Origin of the sequence: Aromatoleum toluolicum (assembly GCF_012911005.2) — a bacterium.
In the GTDB taxonomy this organism is placed as follows: domain Bacteria; phylum Pseudomonadota; class Gammaproteobacteria; order Burkholderiales; family Rhodocyclaceae; genus Aromatoleum; species Aromatoleum toluolicum.
Window position 1 is genome coordinate 66,430 of sequence record NZ_WTVS01000006.1, and the last position, 21,750, is coordinate 88,179.

Below are 21,750 nucleotides of genomic sequence, written 5' to 3' on the forward strand. Positions count from 1 at the left end.
GGAGCATGGGGACGCGGCGCACCTCAGCTCAGTTCGAGGATGCGGTCGTGGACTTCGCTGACCTTGAAGGGCTTGCCCTGCACCTTGGTGAGCGGCACGACGTCGCGCAGGAACTGCTCCCGCAGCAGCTTCGAGAGTTGCCCCATATTTAGTTCCGGTACCAGGACTGTCTTGTAGCGCGCCAGCACCTCGCCCAAGTCCGGCGGCAGCGGGTGCAAATGGCGCAGATGCACGTGCGCGACCGAGCGCCCGTCGGCCTCGGCTATTTCGCGCGCCTGCGCGATCGTGCCGTAGGTGCTGCCCCAGCCAACGACGAGGAGCTCGCCGCTCGCCGGCCCCTCGACGCGTGTCGGCGGGATATCCTGCGCAGTACGCGCGACTTTCGCTGCGCGCACCGCAACCATGCGTTGGTGATTCATCGGGTCGTGCGAGATGTTGCCCGACAGGAAGTCCTTTTCGAGGCCGCCGACGCGATGTTCCATCCCGCGCGTGCCCGGCAGCACCCAGGCACGCGCCAGATTCTCGTCGCGCGCATACGGCTGGAAACCTTCCGCATCGGTGCGATAGCGCACTTCGAGTTTCGGCAGACGGGCCACATCGGGGATGCGCCACGGCTCGGCCGCATTCGCAATGCCGCCATCGGTCAGCAGGATCACCGGCGTCATGTATTTGACGGCGATGCGGAAAGCCTCGAGCGCGCAGTCGAAGCAGTCGGAGGGCGAGCGCGCGGAGATGACCGGAATCGGGCACTCGCCGTTGCGCCCGTAGACCGCCTGCAGCAGGTCCGATTGTTCGATCTTCGTCGGCAAACCGGTCGAGGGACCGCCGCGCTGCACGTTGACGATCACCAACGGTAGCTCGAGCATCACTGCGAGGCCCAACGCCTCGGTCTTCAGCGCCATGCCCGGACCGGAGGTCGTCGTCAGGGCGAGCGCGCCACCATAGGCCGCACCGATCGTCGAGCAAATGCCGGCGATTTCGTCCTCGGCCTGGAATGTCGTGACGTCGAAATGCTTCAGCGCCGACAGTTCGTGCAGGATGTCGGTCGCCGGCGTGATCGGGTACGAGCCGAGGAAGAGCCCCACGCCTGAGAGCTCAGATGCGGCGACGAAGCCGAGCGCCGCAGCGTGGTTGCCAGTGATGCTCCGATAGACGCCGGGCTCGGCGGCCGCTTCGCGCACATGGTAGCTCGCGGCGAAGATCTCGGCGGCGTCCGCATACGCGAAGCCGGCACGCAGCGCCTCAACGTTCGCGTCGGCAAATTGGGGGGTCTTCGCGAACTTTTGGTGGATATCGTCGATTTCGTCCTCGATCGACCGGCCATAAAGGCACAGCATCAGGCCGAGCGCGAAATAGTTCTTGCAGCGCGCGACCTCCTTCTTCGACAGCCCCGAGTCCCGCAGCGCCGCGGCGGTCAGTGCCGAGATATCGATGTGGAATATGCGGTAGCCGTCGAGGCTGCCGTCCTCGAGCGGATTAGAGGTATAGCCGGCCTTTACTAGGCTCGCGTCGGTGAAGGCGCCGACGTTAACGATGACGATGCCACCGTGCTTGACGTCGGAAATGTTCGTCCTCAGCGCCGCCGGATTCATTGCGACCAGCGCGTCGGGCGCGTCCCCCGATGTGAACACCTGGCCCGCACCATACTGAATCTGGTAGCCGGACACGCCGAACACCGTTCCGGTCGGAGCACGAATCTCCGACGGGTAATCGGGATGCGTCGCGAAGCCGTGGCCGGCTTTCGCGACCGCTCGCGAAAACTCCGAGCCTGTCAGCTGCATGCCGTCACCGGAGTCGCCGACGAAGCGGATCACGACGCTGTCGAGCGTCTCGACGACACGCTCGCGCAGTCGCTCCGTCCCTGACATGGCGTCGCCGCGCACCGCCTTATTTTCCCGCTCATTTACGAATACATGCTCCAGCTCGGACATACATTCCTCCTCGGTCGAAGCGACGACCTGTGTCACCGCGCACTCGCGGCGTCCCTTCCGCCATTTTGATTGCCTATCAGCTGCTTGAAGCGTACCTGCCTTGATCTTCGTTCAACCTACTGACTTAGCGAACCCCTCTCTTGCCTCGAGCACCAAAAACCGCCCGTGAAGTACGGAACTTGGCGAATGTCGATCCCACTGCTTACAATCGAGCCGCTTTCGCACGCAGTTCAGCCTTCGTTTCGACGTGATCGGGGTCCGCAACAATCGAGTCTACCGGACAGACGTGGACGCATTGCGACTCGTCAAAATGACCTACACATTCTGTGCACAAATTCGGGGCGATCACATAAATATCATTTCCTTGAGTAATCGCCTCGTTCGGGCATTCCGTTTGGCAGGCACCGCAACTAGTGCACTCATCTGTAATCAACAAGGCCATGCATCCCTCTCTCAAAAAGGCGCCGCGTGTTGCGGCTTCTTGCAAAAAACAACCGACTCCGAGACGTGGCGTCCGGTCCAGGCGGCTCGTCCGAGACATCACGCGCCGTCAGACTCTTGTGCGAAGCCCACGCCCGCAGCAACGAACCGTCGGGGCTGAAATGATCTTCCGACATCAGTTCGGCCAATTCGGCGACCACCACCACGCCACCGAACAACTCGCGCATCACGCTCTCCTTGAGGAGTCGATCGAGATTGGCGCTGAACGTCGAGCGATCACATACCGGACCGCCCAGCGTCTTGATCCGGCGCAACGGATGGTCAGGGCCAATTCGGCCTTCGATATTTACGTAGCTGAACAAGGCGTTCTGTCCGTGGTCGATGCCGCGCGTCGGAATAATCAAGCTCGTAATGCGGACGTAATTATATCAACCGCACAATCAGCATCGATGCTGCGAAATACATTAAATTAACACCCTGTTAAAGCCGATTACATCAATGAATGAATGAGTAAGTCGACTCTTGTCGAACCGAAATAGATCCTCTGATTCGATGCAGTCACCTGACATATTTACGGGATAACATCACGCCCAATTTCCGTGCTGCGCGGGTCGTCATCTTCGCTCAACACGTGTTAGCGATTTTTCCAACGCGGAGGCCGCTTTTCCTGAAACGCGAGCAAACCTTCAAGCGCATCAACGCTATTGATGAGGTCTTGCCCACATATCTTTTCGAGTTCGTCGAGGCGTTCCATCACACGGCGTGTCATAGCCCCGCGCGCCGCCTTGACGGCGAAGCGAAGTGCGTTGGTGCTGAGCCCGGCCAGATGTTCATCAAAATAGGCGACCGCGGCAGCCACTGGGTCTTCTGCCACGCAGTTGACGAGCCCGAGCCGCATCGCCTCTGGCGCTGAAACGCTGCGCCCGGAGAACAGCAAATCGTCGGCAGCGCCCTGGCCGATGCGCTCGGGGAGAAGACAACTGGCGGCAGGTGCAAAGAAACCCAACTTGATTTCAGGCTGACCGAATATTGCATCCTCTGCCGCGAAGATCAGACTGCCCGCAAGGGCGACCTCCATTCCCCCACCCAGACACTGGCCGCGCACCGCGACCAGTATCGGGCGCGGGAAATCGAGCATTCGCTTGATTAGGCCGTGAAGTACAGCGAGCATTCCTGTCATCTGATCGGGGAAATGCTCCTCGATGCTCGCGCCGAAGCTGAAGTGCGGCCCAGCATGCTCGAGCAGCACCGCCGACAGATTGCGGTCCTCGGCATGCGCGTCGAGCGCCTGACTGAGCGCTGCGATCATTTGAGCATCGACAATATTAGCTTTAGGACGGTTGAGCCGAAGCCGCAGCAGCTTCGCGCCGCGGTCGAGCCGGACTTCAAGCGGTGTGTCGGTCATCTCTGGGGTCTCCTCAGTTTCTAGTGTGGGGCATCAAGTTGTCGATCAGATCAGGCGTCCAGGGGGCGCCCTTGGCAAGGGCCTGCCGCAGAGCCACGAAATCGATTTCGCGCCCTGCTTCCTTGCTACCTTCGGCAAAAGCGCGAAAACCGGCGCAGGCTTCGGTCATCATGTTCAAAGCGAGCCAGGCGCGGTTGTCTTCCTTGTTGCGGTTCCAGGCCTCGATCTTGGGTTTGCGCAGGGCTTCGAGGCTCTTGGTCAGGCTATCCGGGAACATGGTCACGAACTTGGCGCACAGTTCTTCGACCTTGGCATCGAGCAGGCTCAGGTCAACCTCGCCGAGAGCGAGAAGCGCCTTTCCCTGCAGGAGCGCCTCGCCAGTCTTCGGCTCGCCCAGTACCAATTCTCCGAACTCGTCGACGCAACGGTCGGTGACCACCAACGGATTGGGTACGAAATTGCCGTCCACCTTGAGGGCCGGCACCACGGCAGTGATCATGCCGAGGCGGCGCGCCTTGTGGGCCGAGAGGGACTCGCATAGCGTGCCTACCGCGAGTGCGGCTTCCGCACCGATCATCACCGGCAGGAAGTCCGTCGCCCCGCCGATCATCGCTCCCCCGTGCTTCGGACCGGCGAGTCCGAACAAGGCCAAGTCCTGGGCGATGGTGAAGTCGCAGGCCAATCCCAGTTCCTGAGCGCCGCCGGTGCGCATGCCGTTCACCCGGCAAATCACAGGTTTCTCGCACACCATGACCGCCGACACCGTATCATTGAACAGGCGCATGAATTGGCGGAATTCCTGCGGGTTGCGGGCGTAGTAGCGGGCAAAATCCGTCGCGTTGCCGCCGGTGCAGAACGCTTTGCTGCCCGCGCCTGTCAGGACGACGCTGACGACATCCCGAGCGTTGCTGGCTGTCTTCAACGCCCACTGGATGCCCTTGAGCATGTCGACGCTGTAGGAGTTGAACTGCGCCTGATTGTCGATGGTGATCCAGGCGTGGTAGATACCCTGGGCCAGGTCGCCGCGCGGCGTTCTCGCCGGGCGTTTTTCATAGGCGACGCCCGGCACTACGACGTCGGGAGCCACCCCGTGATCGGTCAACTGCCTGGGTGCCCTGTGGCGCGCAATCTGGTCAGTAACGCTTCTCATGGTCGATTCTCGAATAGCATTCGTCTAGGGAACCAGCACTGCGCGGCGCACCAAGCGGCGGTCGTGTGCCGCCTGGAAGACCTCGTTGATCAGGTCCAGGGGCAACTCCTCCACGAACGGCGCGATCTTCACCTTGTCCTCCAGCACAAGGTCGAGGGCAGGGGCGTAGTTCTTGAGCAGGCATCCCCAGTTGCCGAGCGCGCGGGCATGCAGTGCCATGAAATTGGAAAGCCGCACTTCGACCTTGTCCAGGGTGAAGCCAACCACGCAGAGGGTGCCGCCGCGCACCAGCAGGCTGAAGGCGCTTTCCTGGCCGGCGCGCGTGCCCGAGCACTCGAAGATGGTCCATTCGATGGGGCGCAATCCGCGCTCCCGCGCAAACGCCGCGATGCGCTTCTTCTGTTCGCGGCTGTCGACTTCCCGGGCGTTCAGGGTTAGGGCGGCACCGTAATCGGCAATCATTTTCAGCTTGGCCGGATCGACATCGATCGCGACGACTGTCGCACCCATCGCGCGGGCAATCTGTACGCAATAACCCCCTACCCCACCGACGCCGTTGACGATAGCTATGTCGCCCGGCCCCAAGCCAGATTGCAGCACTGCCTGGTACGGCGTCGTCACAGCATCCGCGACCACGGCCACCGATGCCAGCGACAGCCCGACATCGCGCAGTCGCGACTCGTCGACCGGCACGAGACCTCGAGCTGGCACCCGGATATGCGTGGCGAAGCCTCCATCGATATCGTTGCCAGGCATCCTTTCGTTGCTACAGAGAGTGCCCTTGCCACGTTTGCAGGGATCGCACTCGCCGCATTGGAACATCGCCGGCACGATGACCGCGCGACGCATCCACTCGTCGGCGCCCTTACCGGCCGCCACCACATGGCCGCTGATTTCATGGCCAAGCGTCAATGGCAGCGGATGATTTGTGCGTACCCCATCGTAGTAGAAACCGAGATCGGTGTGACAGACGCCGCAGCCCGCCACTTCGATAACGACCTCGCCCGGTCCAGGAGCGCCCGGGTCGAACAATTCCCGTTCCATAGGCTGGCCGACCGCCTTCATCACCCAGCGATATGCTTGAATCGCCATGAAAGACCTCCACAAATACTAGTTGGCTAGGATGTTGAATATCCCAAAAAAACACAGCCCGCTTCCCCTCACGGGCGCGCCGCGATTACTTTGCTTTGTCGTCCCCGTAGATGTAGAAACCCTTCCCGGACTTCTTCCCCCACTCGCCACGCTCGTACATCTCCTTCAGAAGGCGGTTAGGTTTGGCCGATTCGACGCTGGTCTCTTCGTATTCATCCATACGTGCCAGATACGACACGTCGATTCCGGTCGTATCGAGCAGGCGCAGGGGCCCCATCGGGTGCCCAAGCCCCTTGGTCACGGCAAGATCGATGTCCTCGGCCGAGGCGTAACCCTCCTCGTAGAGGCTGACCGCCTCACGCGTCAGCGCCCGGAAGATGCGGTTGACGATGAACCCCGGGATTTCCTTGCGCAGCACCACCGGGGTCTTTCCGATGCTGCGGCAAAACGCTAGCACCTCTTCAATGATCTCTGCCGGCACAGCGGGATGCACTACGACCTCCACTAGTTCCATCACGAGTGCCGGGTTGAAGAAATGTATGTTAAGCACTCGCTGCGGTCGCGCGGTGACTCCTGCCAAGCGTGAGCCCCGGATATTCGAGCTGTTGGTGCCGAAAATCGTCTGCGGCGGACAAAGTCGATCGAGTGTGCGGAACAGTTCAGCCTTCGGTTCGAATTTTTCGACGATGGCTTCGATTATCAGATCAGCATCGGCGGCAGCGGCCAAGTCCGGCGCCAAATCGAGATTGCCGAGCGCCGTAGCCCTCTGCTCGCTGCTGATGCGCCCCTTGGCGACGCGCTTGTCCAAATGCTCTCGAACGAAGTCCGCCGCCTGCTCCAGACTTTCCTTGCGGCTGTCGTTGAGTACCGTTTTCAGGCCGCTGAGTGCGCACTGCAGCGCTATCTGCCGCCCCATGGCCCCTGCCCCGATGACCGCGATCTTTTCCATGACCTTATTCTCTCAAGAGTGCGCCGGCTTGCGCCCGGCAAATTGGGAGACGCCTTCCTTGCGTTCCTTCGCTGCGTAGCAACCATTGGATATGTCGATATCGAACGACTCGGAATGCTCCATATCGAGCGCATGATCCATGCAGCGCTTGGCACCCCGGACGGCCACTTGGACGTTGCCCCGGATGCATTGCGCCATTTCCAGCGCCTGCGGCATCAGTTCCTCGCCGGAGACGATACGGTTAATCACCCCCATTCGCTCCGCCGCGACCGCGTCGAAGGTGGATGCGGTCAGAATCAGTTCCTTAGCTCGCGCAGCGCCGATCAACTTCGGCAGCTTGCGGCACCCCCCCGCCGCTGGGATCAAACCCCATTTCACCTCAGGCAAACCGAAGGTCGAGCGCGGCGTGGCGAATATCAGGTCGCAGGCCAGTGCGATTTCGAAACCCCCGGCCAAGCAATGGCCATCGACCACGGCGATGGACGGTTTGCGCTTGGCCTCAAACTCGCTGTACATCGGGAACATCTCTTCGAGGCGCAAGACGGCGGCTTCCTCGTCGCTCAGGGTCTGGCGCTCCTTGAGGTCGATGCCGACACAAAAAGCCTTGCCGCCCGAGCCAGCGACGATGATCACATCGACAGCCTCGTCGCTCTCCACGTCCCGAATCGCATCGCGCAGCTTGCGCACCATCGCGCGATTGATGGCGTTCATGGCCTCAGGGCGATTGAGCGTCACGATCGCGATTCCGTCGCTTCGCTTTTTCAGCACGATTTCGTTTGCCATGGCCGTCCCATCAAGATTCGCGGCGGATCACGATGGCTGTGGTGACCCCGCCGCCACCGCAGATCGACGCTACGCCCAATTCGCCGTTCTCGCGCTGCAATATGTTGCCGAGCGTCATTAACAGCCGTGCACCGGACATACCTGTCGGGTGGCTGAGTGCAATCGCCCCCCCGTACACGTTAACCTTGGCTCGGTCCCAGCGGAGCACGCGCTCGTTCGCGAGCATCTGCGCAGCGAATGCCTCGTTGACCTCAATGAAGTCAATGTCGCTCAGCGTCATGCCTGCCTTCTTCAACACCATGGGAATCGCAAGACCGGGCCCATCGCCCATGTGAGCAGGCTCTACTGCAGTCTGCGCCGACGCCACCAGGGAAAACATGGGCGGGCGTCCCAGGAATTTGGCCATAGCGCGCGTGGTCAGCACGATTGCGCAAGCGCCATCGCCCATGCTGCAGGCGTTGCCTGCCGTCACGCTGCCATCTTTCTTGAAGACCGGTTTGAGCTTCGCCAAGCTCTCCAAGCTGGTGTCTGGCCGAATCGCCTCGTCAAGGAAAAGCGTCATTTCGTCCTGGCTTCGTGTCGCCGGCAACGTCACAGGAACGATCTCGCTCGCGGTGAGCCCGCCGCGCCGCGCCTTGGCCGCTCCATCGTGCGAGGCGAGCGCAAACTCGTCCATTTCCTCGCGGGTGATGCCGTACTTGGCCACAAGATTCTCCGCCGTCATGCCCATGCCAAAGCCGCACAAGGGATCGAGCGTATCCGCCCAACCGTCAAGCAGGGTCTTGTCACCGAGCTTGAACCCTTCCCAGCGGACGTTCTTCAGCAAGTACGGCATGGTGCTCATCGATTCCATGCCCCCGGCGACAATGAATCGAGCATTACCGCTGCCAAGCTCCTGGGCGGCGAGCATCACGGATTTCATGCCTGAGGGGCAGGCCATATTGACTGTGAAGGAAGGCGCTTCAACCGGGATGCCGCCCTTCACCGCCGCGGTGCGCGCAGGATTGGGACCATTTCCGGCCTGCCGGCAGTTGGCAAAGATCAACTGGTCAATCTGATCGGAGGGCAGTGCGGCACGCTCGAGAGCCGCCCGAATAGCGATCGCACCCAGTTCCCATACAGGAACTTCGCGCAAGCTGCCGCCAAAACTGCCAAGCGGCGTGCGAGCGGCGCTGATTGCAACAATATCGTTTTCGCTGGTCGTCATTTCCGGTTTCCGGCTACAGCCCATACACGGCCGCAGCGTTCCCGTGCAGGATCTTCTGCGCCACCTTTTCGCTCAGACCGAGGTCGTTCTTGATGCATGCAATGGACTCGCTATGCAGGACGGCCGGGTAATTCGTCCCGTAGATGACCTTGTTCTGGCCGCGGGTCTTCATGAAGTGGATCAGGGTGGGCTCGAGATATTTGGGATGGTGTGCATCGATGCCCAGATAGACGTTCTCGTGCTTCCAGGCGAGCGAGATCATCTCCTCCGTCCAAGGCCATCCCGTATGGGCGCCGATCAGCTTCAGCTCGGGAAAATCAAGCGCGACGATGTCCAGGTAGATCGGACGCCCCAATTCGTTCGGCATATGCTCGGCCGAATGACCCACCTGCATGGACACCGGAATACCCAGCTCGACGCATTTGGCGTACAAGGGGTAGTAGAGGCGATCGTTCAGAGGAATGCCAAAGCCGTAAGTATGGATGTAGACGCCCTTGAACCCGAACTCCTTCACGGCCCGCTCCACCCTGCGTACGCTTTCCAATTTCTGCAGGGGATTGAACCCGCACAGGCCTACCAGGCGATCCGGATATTGACTGACTACGGCATGCACTTCCTCCTCAGTGATGTCCCAGACCATGGTCTTTTTCTGATAGGACATCATGCGGATCGCGGGTATGAACGCCTTGTCGAGACCTGCCTCATCCATCATGGCAATGAACTCGCCGACGGACTTGCCCTGGATGCGCTCTTCCATCCGCCACCACTTGATGAGTCGTAGCATTTCCGGCTGTCCATACCACCACTTATCAATGGCTTCCGACGTGAACAGATTGCAGTGAAAATCGATTGCCATGTTTTCTCCCTCGGTAACCGGCAGCAATTTCGTTATCGACGGACACGCTCGTCCGTTCGGCAGGTCAACGTCATCCCCCGCATGCACGAGGCTAAAGTGCTCGCCGCCAATGCCTTCTTGCGTATACTATACAGTCGGTTTGTCTTGTCAACGTACAGTCCCATTTTTATTACAACACCTAACGATGCGCTCAACCACGTGCGCCCCCTCCCGTCGGAACTGCTCGCCGTAGCAGGTTCCAGCTCCGCTACGGCGGCGGACCAAGGTCGGATTCTCCACTTCAGCGGGCAATGAAACAAACCCAAGAACAACGAAACTGCGCGTCACCTCGCCTGCTTAACGAACACAGCTACAGAATCGCCGAGCACTTCTTTACATCCTGCACAGTTTTCGCTTAAGGCCCTAAGATCGAGCGGCTTCGTTCGAACCTCGAAACCTAGTTCCAGGTAAGAATCAGTGATCTGACGCAGCTGGGATCCATTAGCGTTACAACGCCATTCCCAGCCCTGCTCCTTGAGCCCAACATCTACAGACAAACGACAGCCGAGAACATTGCCCGTGGGTGCGTGGCACCCACCAAGCCGGCTCCCGTCGTCCGCGTGACGGACAACAAGAACCTTTTTACGCCGCTCGGCGATCGGCACCGGAACCTCTCAGCTTCTTCACACGAATGTGACCAAGGATGGCGCAACCCAGCGCGGCGGTAAACTGCGGCATGTCACCTGGCGCGACGTTCGCGTCCAAATTGAGCTCATCGCGAATCGCCTTGGCCATCACGCCCCAGCGCATAATTCCACCGACCAAGGTAATTTGAGGCTCAACATTGATACGCTTCAGCAACTGCACACTGCGCTTGGTCAGCGACATGCCCGCGCCGTACATGATGTCTTCGGGCGGCACGCTGTTGCTCAGGTGATTGATAACCTCCGACTCGGCAAACACGGTACAAACCCCGGAAATGGAGGCAGCTTCCTTGGCGCTGTTCAATAGTCCGTCGATGCCGGCCGTGTCATAGCCCATATAACGCACGGTCTTTTCAAGAAACATGCCGGTACCCGATGCGCACTTGTCGTTCAGGCGAAAGGTTCGAACCTTATGAAAACCGTCAAGGCGACTCGCCTTCATGGTCTGGCCACCAATGTCAAGCACTGTACGCGTCTCAGGAAACAGAAAAACCGCACCCCGGGCCGTGGCGGTCAAATCTGTAACCTGCAAGTCCCGACCGGAATACTGATAGCGACCATAACCAGTGGTAATGCAATAGGCCAGATCGCGCTTATTGATCTTTGCTTGCTCGGCCGTCTCGTTGACCACCAGTTCCGCAGTTCCCTGCAGATCGGCGCCTGTCGGCCTCATATGACGGGCTACAACATTCGAGTCTTCGTCCAGCACGAGCCCTTTTATATACGTGGAACCGATATCCACACCAATCGTATAGACCATAGTTCAAGCCTCCTGTGTCGCCGACTTCTCGCCGGCCTGCAAACTGCCGAGGGCAAAGAGCGCAGCCCCCAGTGCCCCCATGAAATGGCTGTCGTCGCTGACGTTCAGTTTCATTTCGAGCTTTTCCTCCAGCGCCTTGATCATGCCGACATTTTTGGCCACCCCACCAGTGAAGGTGATCTCGGAGGCAATGCCTACGCGGCGCAGCAAGCCGATGGCACGTGCGGCGATAGACTGATGCACGCCCCACAGAATGTCTTCCACCTTCTTGCCTTTTCCCAGCCATGACAAGACCTCGGCTTCGGCAAAAACAGTACACGTGGTGGAGATGCGGACAGGCTTCTCGGACTTGAGCGAAACCTGACCTAGCTCTCCAAGCGGAATGCGTAACGCATCGGCCGCGGCACCCAAAAACCGCCCGGTACCAGCCGCGCATTTGTCGTTCATGCAAAAATCAGTAATCTCCCCATTGGGGGCCACCCGGATCGCCTTGGTGTCCTGCCCCCCCATGTCAATCACCGTCTGCGTACCCGGAAACATGTGGGACGCCCCGCGTCCGTGGCACGAGATTTCGGTTACCTGGCGATCACCGAAGGTTACCTTGTAGCGGCCATACCCGGTCCCGATCACATACCCCACGTGCGACCGCTTAAGCTTCGCACTGGCAAGCGCCTGATCAAAGGCGTTATGTGCTGCCTGGATGACATCGGCACCTGTAAAGATCAGGGCCCGGCCAACAATTTCCTGATCCTCGTTTAGGATAACCGCCTTGGTCTGGGTGGAACCGACGTCCACGCCACCTGTGTATTTCATGCTTGTTTCTCCCGTCTGCGATCAATCGAACATGATGTTTTCAACGAAGGTCTCTAGTTGGATCGCCAACTGGTCGAAGGTATTCTGATTCTCCTCGAATTCTGAAATGAAATAGGGGATTTTAGCCTCCTCCAACGCCTTCGAATAGGCGACCTGTTCCTCTAGACCTGGCTCGCACATCTTGGCCGAAGCAAGGATCACCGTTTCAGCATCAGCGTTGCGCACGCGTTCTAGAAGCATGTGCTCCTTCGGCTTGCGCTGATCGTGCTGTACCGGGCTATAGGACGAGCGATCGATATATGCATCAGCCAAATCGGCAAGAGCATCACCTGAGTCGACCACGTCTTCGACAATGAAACGAAGCCCGATAAAGACGTCGTCATCCACGACATAGCATGAGCGCGTGATGGTTTGAAGCAGGTCGAACGGCGGGGTTTCGCAGAATCCCCCCTCAAGCACGACCCGCATTTTGTCCTGCCGACTCGCCGACCGATCTTTGATCATCGGAATAACCGCTTCCAACAATTCGACAAATTCAGACCGCGGCAGGATACCTGCCAGGCCGACTAGCGCCATCGACTCATCCGCACCCAAGAGCCATGGTTGATTCTTGCGAATGACGTAGAGGTCGCGCATGAGACGGCGCGAATGGTTATAGAGATTGATCGATGCGCGCAGTTCCTGTTCAGTAACTTTGCGCCCAGCGACCGATTCGATATCTCCAAGCAAGCGTCTGTATTCATTCGCGAGATAGCTCTTCGAATGCTTTGAGTTCGGGTTCTGCGGCAAGTACAAAATCTGGCATTTGTAGTCGAAATTTCGCCCCCAAATCGGTGCGAGGTTGCGTGCCGCATCGCAGATCGGGTGGGTAACAAACAGATCCAGCTCAATGTCCCTTGTAAGCGCAATATCGAGGGAAGTCTTGATGATAGAGCACAGATATGAACCGAAATGAGACTCGGATTCATTACCATCTGTCTGCGCACCGCGGATGCGTACGGGCAATAATCCAGCGGCGTGCGCGATCTCTTCCGGGAAATACACCTGAAAGTGACCGATGACACGGCCGCCGTCTGCACGCCAGGCTTTGACCGTGGGATATGCGGGATCCTCGACCAACTCACGACAGAGGTCGAAGATTTCTTTGAGAGGCTTACCCTCCCAACCGGTGAAGTATTTCTTTGCCATTGACTACTCCATTTCTCTGGTTAGGCGGACGCCGTCTGTTGCTGGCGACGGGAAATGAGACCTTCGAAAAAGGCATCAACGCGATTTCTCATCGGCGCTTCGGCCACCACATCGGGATCAACCAGATCCGACTCGATAAATAGGGTCGGCAGTCCCATTTCGTTCGCAACAATGCGGCGCATGTCCGCCTGGCCGGTAGAAACGGTACGACAACTCTTGACCGGATGGAAAACTACGCCGTCAAGCCCGAGCTCCGGAGCCAGTTTCTTTAGGTTATCGGACTCGTGAAACACGCTATCGGAACCCGACGCATGCATGATCAGTTGCCCTTCCGCGTAGCTGTCGATCGGGTCATTGAGATCGTACTGATAACCGGTCAACGCACCAGTCGAGGCGAAATCGAGGTACGACGAATATACGAATACGCCCCCCCACCTTGAGAACATCTCATTAAATTGCCGATAGATTGGATAGCAAGGTGTGCCGACGAGAGCGAGACGAAAGGTCTGCTTCATCGGCACGGTACCTTCGGTGCTCTTATCCAGCGCGCCAATACCATGCGCGACGCGATATTCTAGCTCTTCGACAAGATCCTTGAAGTACTTACTGGCAACCTCGGTGCCACGCAAGGCGTTGGCAACACCCATGTAAATATTCCCATCCGTCAACGCATTGAACACGGCAGGTTTGTTTCTGTTGAGTTCGAGAACCCGCTTCAAACCAGCGTTTACGTCATTCGAAAACGCGAGAATCTGTCGAAACTTGTCGATGTCGAATTTCTTGCCTGTAATTCTCTCACAAACGCTAATGGCTTCCTCGATCTGCCCCTTAAGGTAGGCTTTTTCGTACTCGAATTTCTGCGTTCCGCGTTTCGGCTTTTCTCCGGCTGAGCGCGTCATCGGATAATCGAGATTAATCATCGGACAGTCATAGGTCCGCTCCCAGATCTCACCCCACTTTATAAATGTATTGCAGTAGTTATTGATCATGCCGATTTTTGGTTTCGGGATTTTCCCCATCGGATGCTCGCCATTTCGGCGCTGAAGTGCTACGCCGATTTTCACATATCCGCAGATGTCAGGCGAATAGCCGTAATCTTCCGCGTCATCGATATAGTCGCGGGAAACATTTCGAAACGCGGTCTGCAGAGAATTGATTTCCGGAAAAGTCGCAGGAATATCGAAGGTCCGAAGAATTTCGATTACATTCCCGGCGATAAAACAGTAGGCGGCTCCCTCTCCTCGCTTGGCGACCTCGGTCAAACTGTCGAACCACTCTCGGAACAAACGTGCGCCATCGTACACTCCTCGTCCGACAAGGACTTTTCCTTCGCCGGTCGTCTGGGTCGCTAAAGTCATTTGACGTTCTCCTCCTCACTTGTTTAATGGAAACGCGCTTCGCCCGCTTTCCGCGTTCACTTCCGCTTTGATACCGTCAGAGCATCGAGAGGCGCAGGCTCCCGCGGCTCTTCCACTCCGCACAACATACCAGCTGCCCAGTATCTAACAGCAAAATCTTGTTGCTGTCAACCGCATTTAGTGCGCCTGTAGGGAGCACATAAACTGTCCGAACTTGTAGCACGTGTCTGATCACAACGTAGAGAGTCACGGAAGGATGAGGTCGTGGAGCACTTACCGTAATACCATCTCCTCGCCATGCGCCGTCCATGCTCTCAAAGGTCCTTTTCCCATTTTCCTCCCTCCGATTTCGAGGTCTTCCGTATCAGTCGTTGACACATACCAGCCAGCCGGTATATGGTAGCCGCATGTGGGGACCGGGGCTGTCAGACCTTTTGTTGGCGAGCTCGCGGAAACGCCGTTTTCCGCAATGACTGAATTTCCCCCGACATAGTGCCGCGCGCAGGGGCGCCGGTGCCCGTCTTCATCGTCCAGGAGGGAGAGATGACTGCACAGAAAAAAACGAGCCGTCGGGATTTTCTCAAGGCAACCGGAATTATCACCGCCGGCACGCTGCTGCCCGCCCACTTTGCCATTGGCAATACCGCCAAGATCAAGGTTGGTCTGATGCTCCCTTACACCGGCACGTTCGCGCCACCGGGCAATAGCATCACCAACGCTTTTAAGTTGTACATCGCCGAACAGGGCGGCAGGCTGGCCGGCCGCGAGGTTGAGTACGTTGTAGTCGACGACGAGTCCGATCCCGCTAAGGCCCCCGAGAATACTCACCGGCTCATCGTGCGTGACAAGGTCGATTTCTTGGTCGGAACCGTGCATTCGGGCGTCGCCATGGGCATGGTGAAGGTGGCGCGCGAAGCAGGCACGATCACCATTATTCCGAACGCCGGTACCGACGCAGCCACTGGCCCCATGTGCGCGCCCAACATTTTCCGTGCCTCGTTCTCCACATATCAGACGGCCTTCCCCATGGGCAAGGTCATGGTCGAACGGGGACACAAGCGCGTGGCCATCATCACATGGAAGTACGCCTTCGGCGAGGAATCCGCACGCGCTTTCAAAGAAGGCTATGAAGCCGCGGGGGGCAAGATCGTCAAGGAAATGTTCCTGCCTTTCCCCAACGTCGAGTTCCAGGCGTATCTCACTGAAATCGCGGCCCTCAAACCCGACGCGGTGTTCGTATTTTTCGCTGGTGCGGGCGCAGTAAAGTTCGTCAAGGACTACGCCGCGGCGGGACTCAAGAACACCATTCCCCTCTACGGTTCAGGATTCCTTACCGACGGAACACTCGCCGCCCAAGGCGACTCAGCCGAGGGAGTCCATACCACGTTGCACTACGCCGACGACTTGGGGACTCCACGCGACAATGCTTTCCGCGTGGCCTACAGGAAGGCCTACGGATACGATCCCGACGTGTACGCGGTGCAGGGTTACGACACCGCGCAACTGCTGGCGGCTGGCCTCGACCCAGTCAAGGGCGACGCGGGCGCAAGAGCGGAGATCATCGCGGCCATGGAAAAGGCCACGATCGACAGCCCACGCGGCAAGTTTACGATGTCCAGAGCGCATAACCCGATCCAGGACATCTATCTGCGCAAGGTCGAGGGGGGGCAGAACCGGGTGGTGGGGATAGCGGCCAAGGCTCTCGCCGACCCGGTACGCGGTTGCAAGATGGCATGACGCCATCACCCCGGATTCCGATCCGGGCACGTGACGCCCCCGGCGGCGCGGTCGCCGGGGGCGCTGACCACGAGGCTCCGTGCCTCATCAAAGGATGCGCGGAAATGGATGTCTACACGTTTCTGATCCAGGTACTGAATGGGCTGCAGTATGGGCTACTGCTGTTTCTGGTGGCCAGCGGGCTGACCATGATCTTCGGCATCATGGGTATCATCAACCTCGCCCATGGCAGCTTTTACATGATCGGCGCCTACCTTGCATGGGCGTTCGCTGCCGCGACAGGCAGCCTGTTCAGTGCCATTCTCTTGGGGCTTGTGGTAAGTACCCTGATAGGGGTGATCCTCGAGTGGACCGTTTTCCGGCGGCTCTACCACCGTGACCACCTCTACCAGGTGTTACTCACCTTCGGACTCATCATGATCTTCGAAGAGTTGCGCAGCATGACCTTCGGTGATGATGTGCACAGCGTGGCAATCCCCGCCGTGTTCAGTGCGGCGATCCCACTCACGGACACCCTAAGCTATCCGGTCTATCGGCTGGTGATTTCGGCAACCTGCCTAGTAGTCGCCATGCTGATCTACTGGCTCATCCAACACACCAGACTAGGCATGATGATCCGCGCCGGTGCATCCAACCGGGAAATGGTCCAAGTGCTGGGAATCGACATCAAACTCGTTTACACGCTTGTGTTCGCTCTGGGGCTCGCCCTAGCGGCCTTCGCCGGCATGATCGCCGCACCTATCTCTACCGTTTACCCGAACATGGGGGGGCAGATCCTGATCATCTCCTTCGTTGTGGTAGTCGTCGGCGGCATCGGCTCGGTCAAGGGGACACTACTTGCGGCACTGATGATTGGCATGGCCGACACGTTTGGCAAGATCGTATTACCCCAGATCGCCAGCATGTCCGCATACCTGCTAATGGCCGCCGTTCTTCTGTGGCGCCCCCGAGGCTTGTTTGCTGTGGGCGGGCGCTGACATGACTCAACAGTTGCGACGCTTCTTTCTGTTTTCCGCTGTGGCGGGGCTCGCAATCTATCCTCTCTACGGGGGCGAGTTCTATATCCAGCTTCTGACCAAGATCATGGTCATGGCTGTCTTCGCCATGAGCCTCGACCTGTTGGTGGGCTACGCCGGCTTGGTCAGCCTCGGTCACGCCGCATTCTTCGGTGTCGCCGGCTACGTTGCAGCCTTGCTTATGCCCCAATACGAGGCGGGCAATGTGTGGCTGACGCTGCCCGCCGCCCTGTGTGCCGCCACATTACTCGCGCTTGTCGTTGGCGCTCTGGCGCTGAGAACGTCGGGCGTGTACTTCATCATGGTGACGCTGGCGTTAGCCCAGATGCTCTATTACTTTGTCCACGACGCAGAGTTCGCCGGCGGATCGGATGGCATGCTCATCATGTTGAAGCCCGAAGCGGTGATATTCGGATGGAAGCCCTTCGACCTCAACAGTCCGGCCCACTTCTACTACGTGGTTCTGGCAGTGATGCTTGGAGTCTACTTTCTGTTGCGGGCTGTGCTGCGATCGAGCTTTGGCCACGCCTTGGCAGGCATCAAGTCCAACGAGCACCGCATGCGTTCGCTGGGTTTTCCGGTCTATCGTTACAAGCTCGCCGCCTTTACCCTCGCCGGCACCGTGGCCGGCTTGGCCGGCTATCTGGGCGCGCTGCAGTTCGGCTTCGTCAACCCGGAGTTGCTGGGCTGGCACCAGTCGGGCAACGTCCTGATGATGGTGATCCTGGGCGGCATGGGCAGCCTCACGGGGCCTGTCACGGGAGCGTTCACCCTAGTGCTGCTTCAAGAGTTCTTAACCGGCCTCACCAAGCATTGGCAAGTCCTGATGGGCAGCTTCATCGTGCTGGTTGCGTTGATGCTTCCCCATGGCCTGAGTGGCTTTTCCCTTACACGATACCGATTGAGGGCGCACACCGATACTCGAACCACACCGGAAAAGGACCATGTCTGAACCCATTCTTCGCACCACCGAGTTGACCAAGCACTTTGGTGGGCTTGCCGCAGTCAACCAAGTGTCCCTCGACTTTTACGCGGGGCAAGTGCACGCGCTGCTCGGCCCCAATGGGGCGGGCAAGTCCACCTTCATCAACCTTCTCTCGGGCGATCTAAAGCCAAGCGGTGGAGAAGTGAGCCTGGCCGGGTGCGCGATCGAGGGACTGTCTCCGGAGAAAATTTCGCGCATGGGCGTGGGGCGAACCTACCAGAAGACGAATATCTTTCCCGCATTTACGGTATTCGAGAACGCGCGCCTTGCTGCCCAGTCGCGCCGCCCGCATGCGTTTCACCTGTTCCGCCACGCACTCGCTTGTGGCGACACCTTGGAACTGGCCGAGAAGGTGCTTGCCATGGGGGAGCTGACACACCGCAGGAATGACATGGCAGCCATACTGTCCCATGGCGAGCAGCGCCAACTCGAAATCGCCATGGCGCTCGCCACTGAACCCCAGGTGCTATTGCTTGATGAACCCTTGGCCGGAATGGGGGCCACGGAGTCGGCGGCCATGGTGCGGTTGCTCAAGAAACTCGCAGAGGATCACGCGATTTTACTGGTCGAACACGACATGGATGCCGTGTTTGCGGTCGCCGATGTCGTGACTGTCATGGTCAACGGCACAGTGCTGGAGTCGGGCAGCCCCGGGGCAATCCGTGCGAGTGCCGCCGTTCAGGAAGCCTATCTCGGTGCAGAGGAGGATGAGAGCCATGAACCACTCGTTGCTTGAAGCTCGCGGGATCCATACTTATTATGGCGCTAGTCACATCCTCCGTGGCATTGACTTTACGGTGCGCCGCGGCGAGACGGTCGGTCTAATGGGCCGAAACGGCATGGGTAAAACAACGCTGTTGAAGACGCTGATGGGGGTCGTGCCCTCGCACAAGGGCGAGATCCGGATCAACGGTCACGTCACTACCCGCTCCCAGCCGTGTCGAATTGCTCGCCACGGCGTCGCATACGTGCCGGAGGGGCGGGGAATTTTCCCTAACCTCTCGGTGCGCGAGAATCTCGTCATGGCAGCCCGGCCCGGCGTGGGCGGTCGGCGGGACTGGACCTTCGAGCGTGCACTGAAAACTTTCCCGCGTCTTGGTGAACGGCTAGGCCATGGCGGCGGACAGCTTTCGGGCGGCGAGCAGCAGATGCTGACCATCGGCCGCGCATTGATGACCAATCCGGACCTGCTCATTCTCGACGAGGCTACCGAAGGGTTAGCGCCAATCATCTGCCGCGAGATCTGGACTGTAATTGGTGCCATCAGGGACACCGGTATCGCCACGATCATCGTCGACAAGAACTTTCGCGCCATCTCGTCGATCACCGATCGCAATGTAATTCTGGTGAAAGGCAACGTGGTGTTCGAGGGCGACCGCGAGGCGCTACGGTCGCAACCGGAAGTGTTGAAAAATTTTCTCGGCGTTTGAGGCCCCGCCCAAGTTTTCATTATCTCTAGTACCGGCAAAGAAGGGCCAAACAGATCTATTGCATACTATCCGGTTAGTACGTCTTTTGACCAATTGATCTACACGAGGGGAAACCATGTTCGAGAATTTCAACCATAGTGCTCTGCGTCTTGGAGCGCCAGGCGCTTTAGCGCAGCGTTTGCTGCCGAAGCATCAGGGTCACTATGTTGATGCGCATTGAGGAAACCGACCATGCGACAAGTGCGTATTAACCAAGGCAACAATGGTCCGGAGCTGCAATTCCCACACACCTTCAATGTGGCAAGTGCCTTGATCGATCGCCATCTGGACGAGGGACGGGGAAAAAAGACTGCGATCCTTACCGTCGATGAAACTGTCAATTACGAAACTCTCGTCACGAACGTCAACCGGTACGGCAACGCCTTGAAAAAAATCGGTTTGCTCGCGGGAGACCGGGTGCTGATGGTCATCAAGGATGCGCCGGAATTCTACTACGTGTTCTGGGGATGCATCAAAACGGGGATCATCCCGGTGCCCCTTAACACCATGCTGACATCGGAAGACTACAAGTTCATCATTGCCGATTCGGGCGCGAATGTGCTGGTGTATTCCGAAGAGTTCAAAGACCAGATCACCGCTGCGATCATGGCCGAAACTCCGCTGCAGCATGTATTACCGGCGCGTCACGTTGCCGGAAGTCTGGCCGAACTGGCGCGCGATGAGTCACCAACGCTGGCCGCAAGTCCGGCTGCTGCGGATGACGATTGTTTTTGGCTGTATTCCTCCGGAACCACTGGCCGGCCGAAGGGAGTGGTCCACGCCCACCGCGATATTGTCGCCACCAGTCAGCTCTATAACGTCGGAATTCTCGGTGGAAACGTGAGCGATATCTATTACTCGATCCCCAGGCTTTTCTTCGCCTACGGACTGGGGTGCGGCATGACGTTCCCGCTTTGGGTCGGCGGCACAGCAGTGCTTGACGCCCGTCGTCCCCTGCCGCCGATTACCGCCGAGCTTTTCGCCCGATTCAAGCCGACCATTTTCGCCGCGGTGCCGACCTACTTCTCTGCATTGCTGGCTTCATCCCTGTTGAAGTCGGAACACGTGGTGACGCTGCGTCGCTGCGTTTCCGGCGGTGAAGCGTTGCCTGAAGAATTGCAGCGACGCTGGAGGCAAATCGCACCCGCACCCATCACCGATGGCATCGGCTCGACAGAAGCCCTCCATATCTATATATCAAACACAATCGACGACATTCGTCCCAATTCCAGCGGTCGTGCAGTTCCCGGCTACCAACTGCGAATTATTGACGAAAACGGAGATGCAATTCTCGACGACAGCCCCGGTCGCCTGTTGGTCAAGGGGCCATCGGTGACCCGGCGCTACTGGAACAATCCGGCGAAAACTGCATCCTCGATTGTCGATGGCTGGCTCGATACCGGCGATACCTATTACCGCGATAGCGATGGCTATTATTACTACTGCGGACGTAATGATGACATGCTCAAAGTCGGGGGAATCTGGGTATCTCCATTCGAGATCGAAGCGGCCCTGATTTCCCATCCGGACGTACTCGAGGCGGCGGTAACCGGTCGGGCGGACGATGCGGGTCTCATCAAGCCCGAGGCATGGATCGTACTCAAGATTGCGGCATACGCCGGAGAACTGCTTGCCGAGGATATCCGAACTCTCTGCAAGACCGCCCTCGCGCCATACAAGTATCCCCGATGGATCCATTTTGTTGATGAGTTGCCGAAGACCGCGACTGGCAAGATCCAGCGCTTTAAGCTCAGAAATGCGGCTCATGACTGATCCCGCAGGCAACTCAACAGCAAGCGCTCCACGAACCCCATCCTTACGTAGCCACGGGTGAGCCCATTCCATTACACACATCTCAAAGCTCACCGAGCTCACGGGAGTGACGCAGGCCCGCGGCGAAGTCGGTGACGCGCTGTAATCCGAGCCA

At 58.6% G+C, this 21,750-nt stretch carries 20 protein-coding genes; 6 read left to right on the forward strand and 14 right to left on the reverse strand.

The window, feature by feature from the left end; genetic code table 11:
• Positions 1–23: 23 nt before the first annotated feature.
• From GPA27_RS04495 to GPA27_RS04560, 14 genes are all read right to left on the reverse strand, one after another.
• A complete protein-coding gene (locus tag GPA27_RS04495; protein WP_083447105.1) occupies positions 24–1,931 on the reverse strand; it encodes a 2-oxoacid:acceptor oxidoreductase subunit alpha in 1,908 nt (635 codons plus the stop codon).
• Positions 1,932–2,133: 202 nt separating this feature from the next.
• A complete protein-coding gene (locus tag GPA27_RS04500) occupies positions 2,134–2,373 on the reverse strand; it encodes a YfhL family 4Fe-4S dicluster ferredoxin (protein WP_083447106.1) in 240 nt (79 codons plus the stop codon).
• On the reverse strand, positions 2,351–2,776 hold the full coding sequence (locus GPA27_RS04505; protein WP_174718469.1) for a hypothetical protein: 426 nt from the start codon (positions 2,774–2,776) through the stop codon (positions 2,351–2,353). Before GPA27_RS04505 ends, GPA27_RS04500 begins: the two co-directional genes overlap by 23 nt.
• A gap of 230 nt (positions 2,777–3,006) precedes the next feature.
• Positions 3,007–3,777 (reverse strand): cyclohexa-1,5-dienecarbonyl-CoA hydratase, encoded by a 771-nt coding sequence (locus tag GPA27_RS04510; protein WP_050417915.1) that lies wholly within the window; start codon positions 3,775–3,777, stop codon positions 3,007–3,009.
• A gap of 13 nt (positions 3,778–3,790) precedes the next feature.
• Entirely contained in the window at positions 3,791–4,927 is a 1,137-nt protein-coding gene (oah, locus tag GPA27_RS04515; RefSeq protein WP_050417916.1) for a 6-oxocyclohex-1-ene-1-carbonyl-CoA hydratase, read from the reverse strand.
• A 24-nt stretch (positions 4,928–4,951) separates the two neighbouring features.
• Positions 4,952–6,019, reverse strand: a complete 1,068-nt coding sequence (had, locus tag GPA27_RS04520) for a 6-hydroxycyclohex-1-ene-1-carbonyl-CoA dehydrogenase (protein WP_050417917.1) — start codon at positions 6,017–6,019, stop codon at positions 4,952–4,954.
• 85 nt (positions 6,020–6,104) lie between these two features.
• Positions 6,105–6,968 (reverse strand): 3-hydroxyacyl-CoA dehydrogenase family protein, encoded by an 864-nt coding sequence (locus GPA27_RS04525; protein ID WP_050417918.1) that lies wholly within the window; start codon positions 6,966–6,968, stop codon positions 6,105–6,107.
• 12 nt (positions 6,969–6,980) lie between these two features.
• Complete coding sequence (locus tag GPA27_RS04530; RefSeq protein ID WP_050417919.1) at positions 6,981–7,751, reverse strand: enoyl-CoA hydratase/isomerase family protein; 771 nt, start codon at positions 7,749–7,751, stop codon at positions 6,981–6,983.
• Positions 7,752–7,761: 10 nt separating this feature from the next.
• On the reverse strand, positions 7,762–8,958 hold the full coding sequence (locus GPA27_RS04535) for a thiolase family protein (protein WP_050417920.1): 1,197 nt from the start codon (positions 8,956–8,958) through the stop codon (positions 7,762–7,764).
• Positions 8,959–8,971: 13 nt separating this feature from the next.
• Complete coding sequence (locus tag GPA27_RS04540) at positions 8,972–9,814, reverse strand: amidohydrolase family protein (RefSeq protein WP_050417921.1); 843 nt, start codon at positions 9,812–9,814, stop codon at positions 8,972–8,974.
• Positions 9,815–10,435: 621 nt separating this feature from the next.
• A complete protein-coding gene (locus tag GPA27_RS04545; protein ID WP_050417922.1) occupies positions 10,436–11,257 on the reverse strand; it encodes an acyl-CoA dehydratase activase in 822 nt (273 codons plus the stop codon).
• A 3-nt stretch (positions 11,258–11,260) separates the two neighbouring features.
• The gene (locus GPA27_RS04550; protein ID WP_050417923.1) at positions 11,261–12,070 is read right to left on the reverse strand and encodes an acyl-CoA dehydratase activase; all 810 of its coding nucleotides are present in this window, start codon (positions 12,068–12,070) and stop codon (positions 11,261–11,263) included.
• A gap of 21 nt (positions 12,071–12,091) precedes the next feature.
• Positions 12,092–13,258: a 2-hydroxyacyl-CoA dehydratase subunit D gene (locus GPA27_RS04555; protein ID WP_050417924.1), complete on the reverse strand. Its 1,167-nt coding sequence runs from the start codon at positions 13,256–13,258 to the stop codon at positions 12,092–12,094.
• A 20-nt stretch (positions 13,259–13,278) separates the two neighbouring features.
• Positions 13,279–14,616 (reverse strand): 2-hydroxyacyl-CoA dehydratase subunit D, encoded by a 1,338-nt coding sequence (locus GPA27_RS04560; RefSeq protein WP_050417925.1) that lies wholly within the window; start codon positions 14,614–14,616, stop codon positions 13,279–13,281.
• 543 nt (positions 14,617–15,159) lie between these two features.
• Here GPA27_RS04560 and GPA27_RS04565 point away from each other — a divergent pair.
• The 6 genes from GPA27_RS04565 (at position 15,160) to GPA27_RS04590 (ending at position 21,596) form a co-directional block, all read left to right on the forward strand.
• Positions 15,160–16,353: an ABC transporter substrate-binding protein gene (locus tag GPA27_RS04565; RefSeq protein WP_050418513.1), complete on the forward strand. Its 1,194-nt coding sequence runs from the start codon at positions 15,160–15,162 to the stop codon at positions 16,351–16,353.
• Between the two features lie 104 nt (positions 16,354–16,457).
• Positions 16,458–17,330, forward strand: coding sequence for a branched-chain amino acid ABC transporter permease (locus tag GPA27_RS04570; RefSeq protein WP_050417926.1), 873 nt, complete (start codon positions 16,458–16,460; stop codon positions 17,328–17,330).
• A 1-nt stretch (position 17,331) separates the two neighbouring features.
• Positions 17,332–18,321, forward strand: a complete 990-nt coding sequence (locus GPA27_RS04575) for a branched-chain amino acid ABC transporter permease (protein WP_083447181.1) — start codon at positions 17,332–17,334, stop codon at positions 18,319–18,321.
• Positions 18,314–19,090 (forward strand): ABC transporter ATP-binding protein, encoded by a 777-nt coding sequence (locus GPA27_RS04580; protein WP_050417927.1) that lies wholly within the window; start codon positions 18,314–18,316, stop codon positions 19,088–19,090. The genes GPA27_RS04575 and GPA27_RS04580 overlap by 8 nt, the downstream gene beginning before the upstream one ends.
• Positions 19,071–19,784 carry an ABC transporter ATP-binding protein gene (locus GPA27_RS04585; protein ID WP_050417928.1) on the forward strand — a complete coding sequence of 238 codons (714 nt, stop codon included), beginning with the start codon at positions 19,071–19,073 and terminating at the stop codon, positions 19,782–19,784. Before GPA27_RS04580 ends, GPA27_RS04585 begins: the two co-directional genes overlap by 20 nt.
• Positions 19,785–20,015: 231 nt before the next feature.
• Positions 20,016–21,596, forward strand: a complete 1,581-nt coding sequence (locus GPA27_RS04590) for a benzoate-CoA ligase family protein (RefSeq protein WP_050417929.1) — start codon at positions 20,016–20,018, stop codon at positions 21,594–21,596.
• The last annotated feature ends 154 nt before the right edge of the window (positions 21,597–21,750 follow it).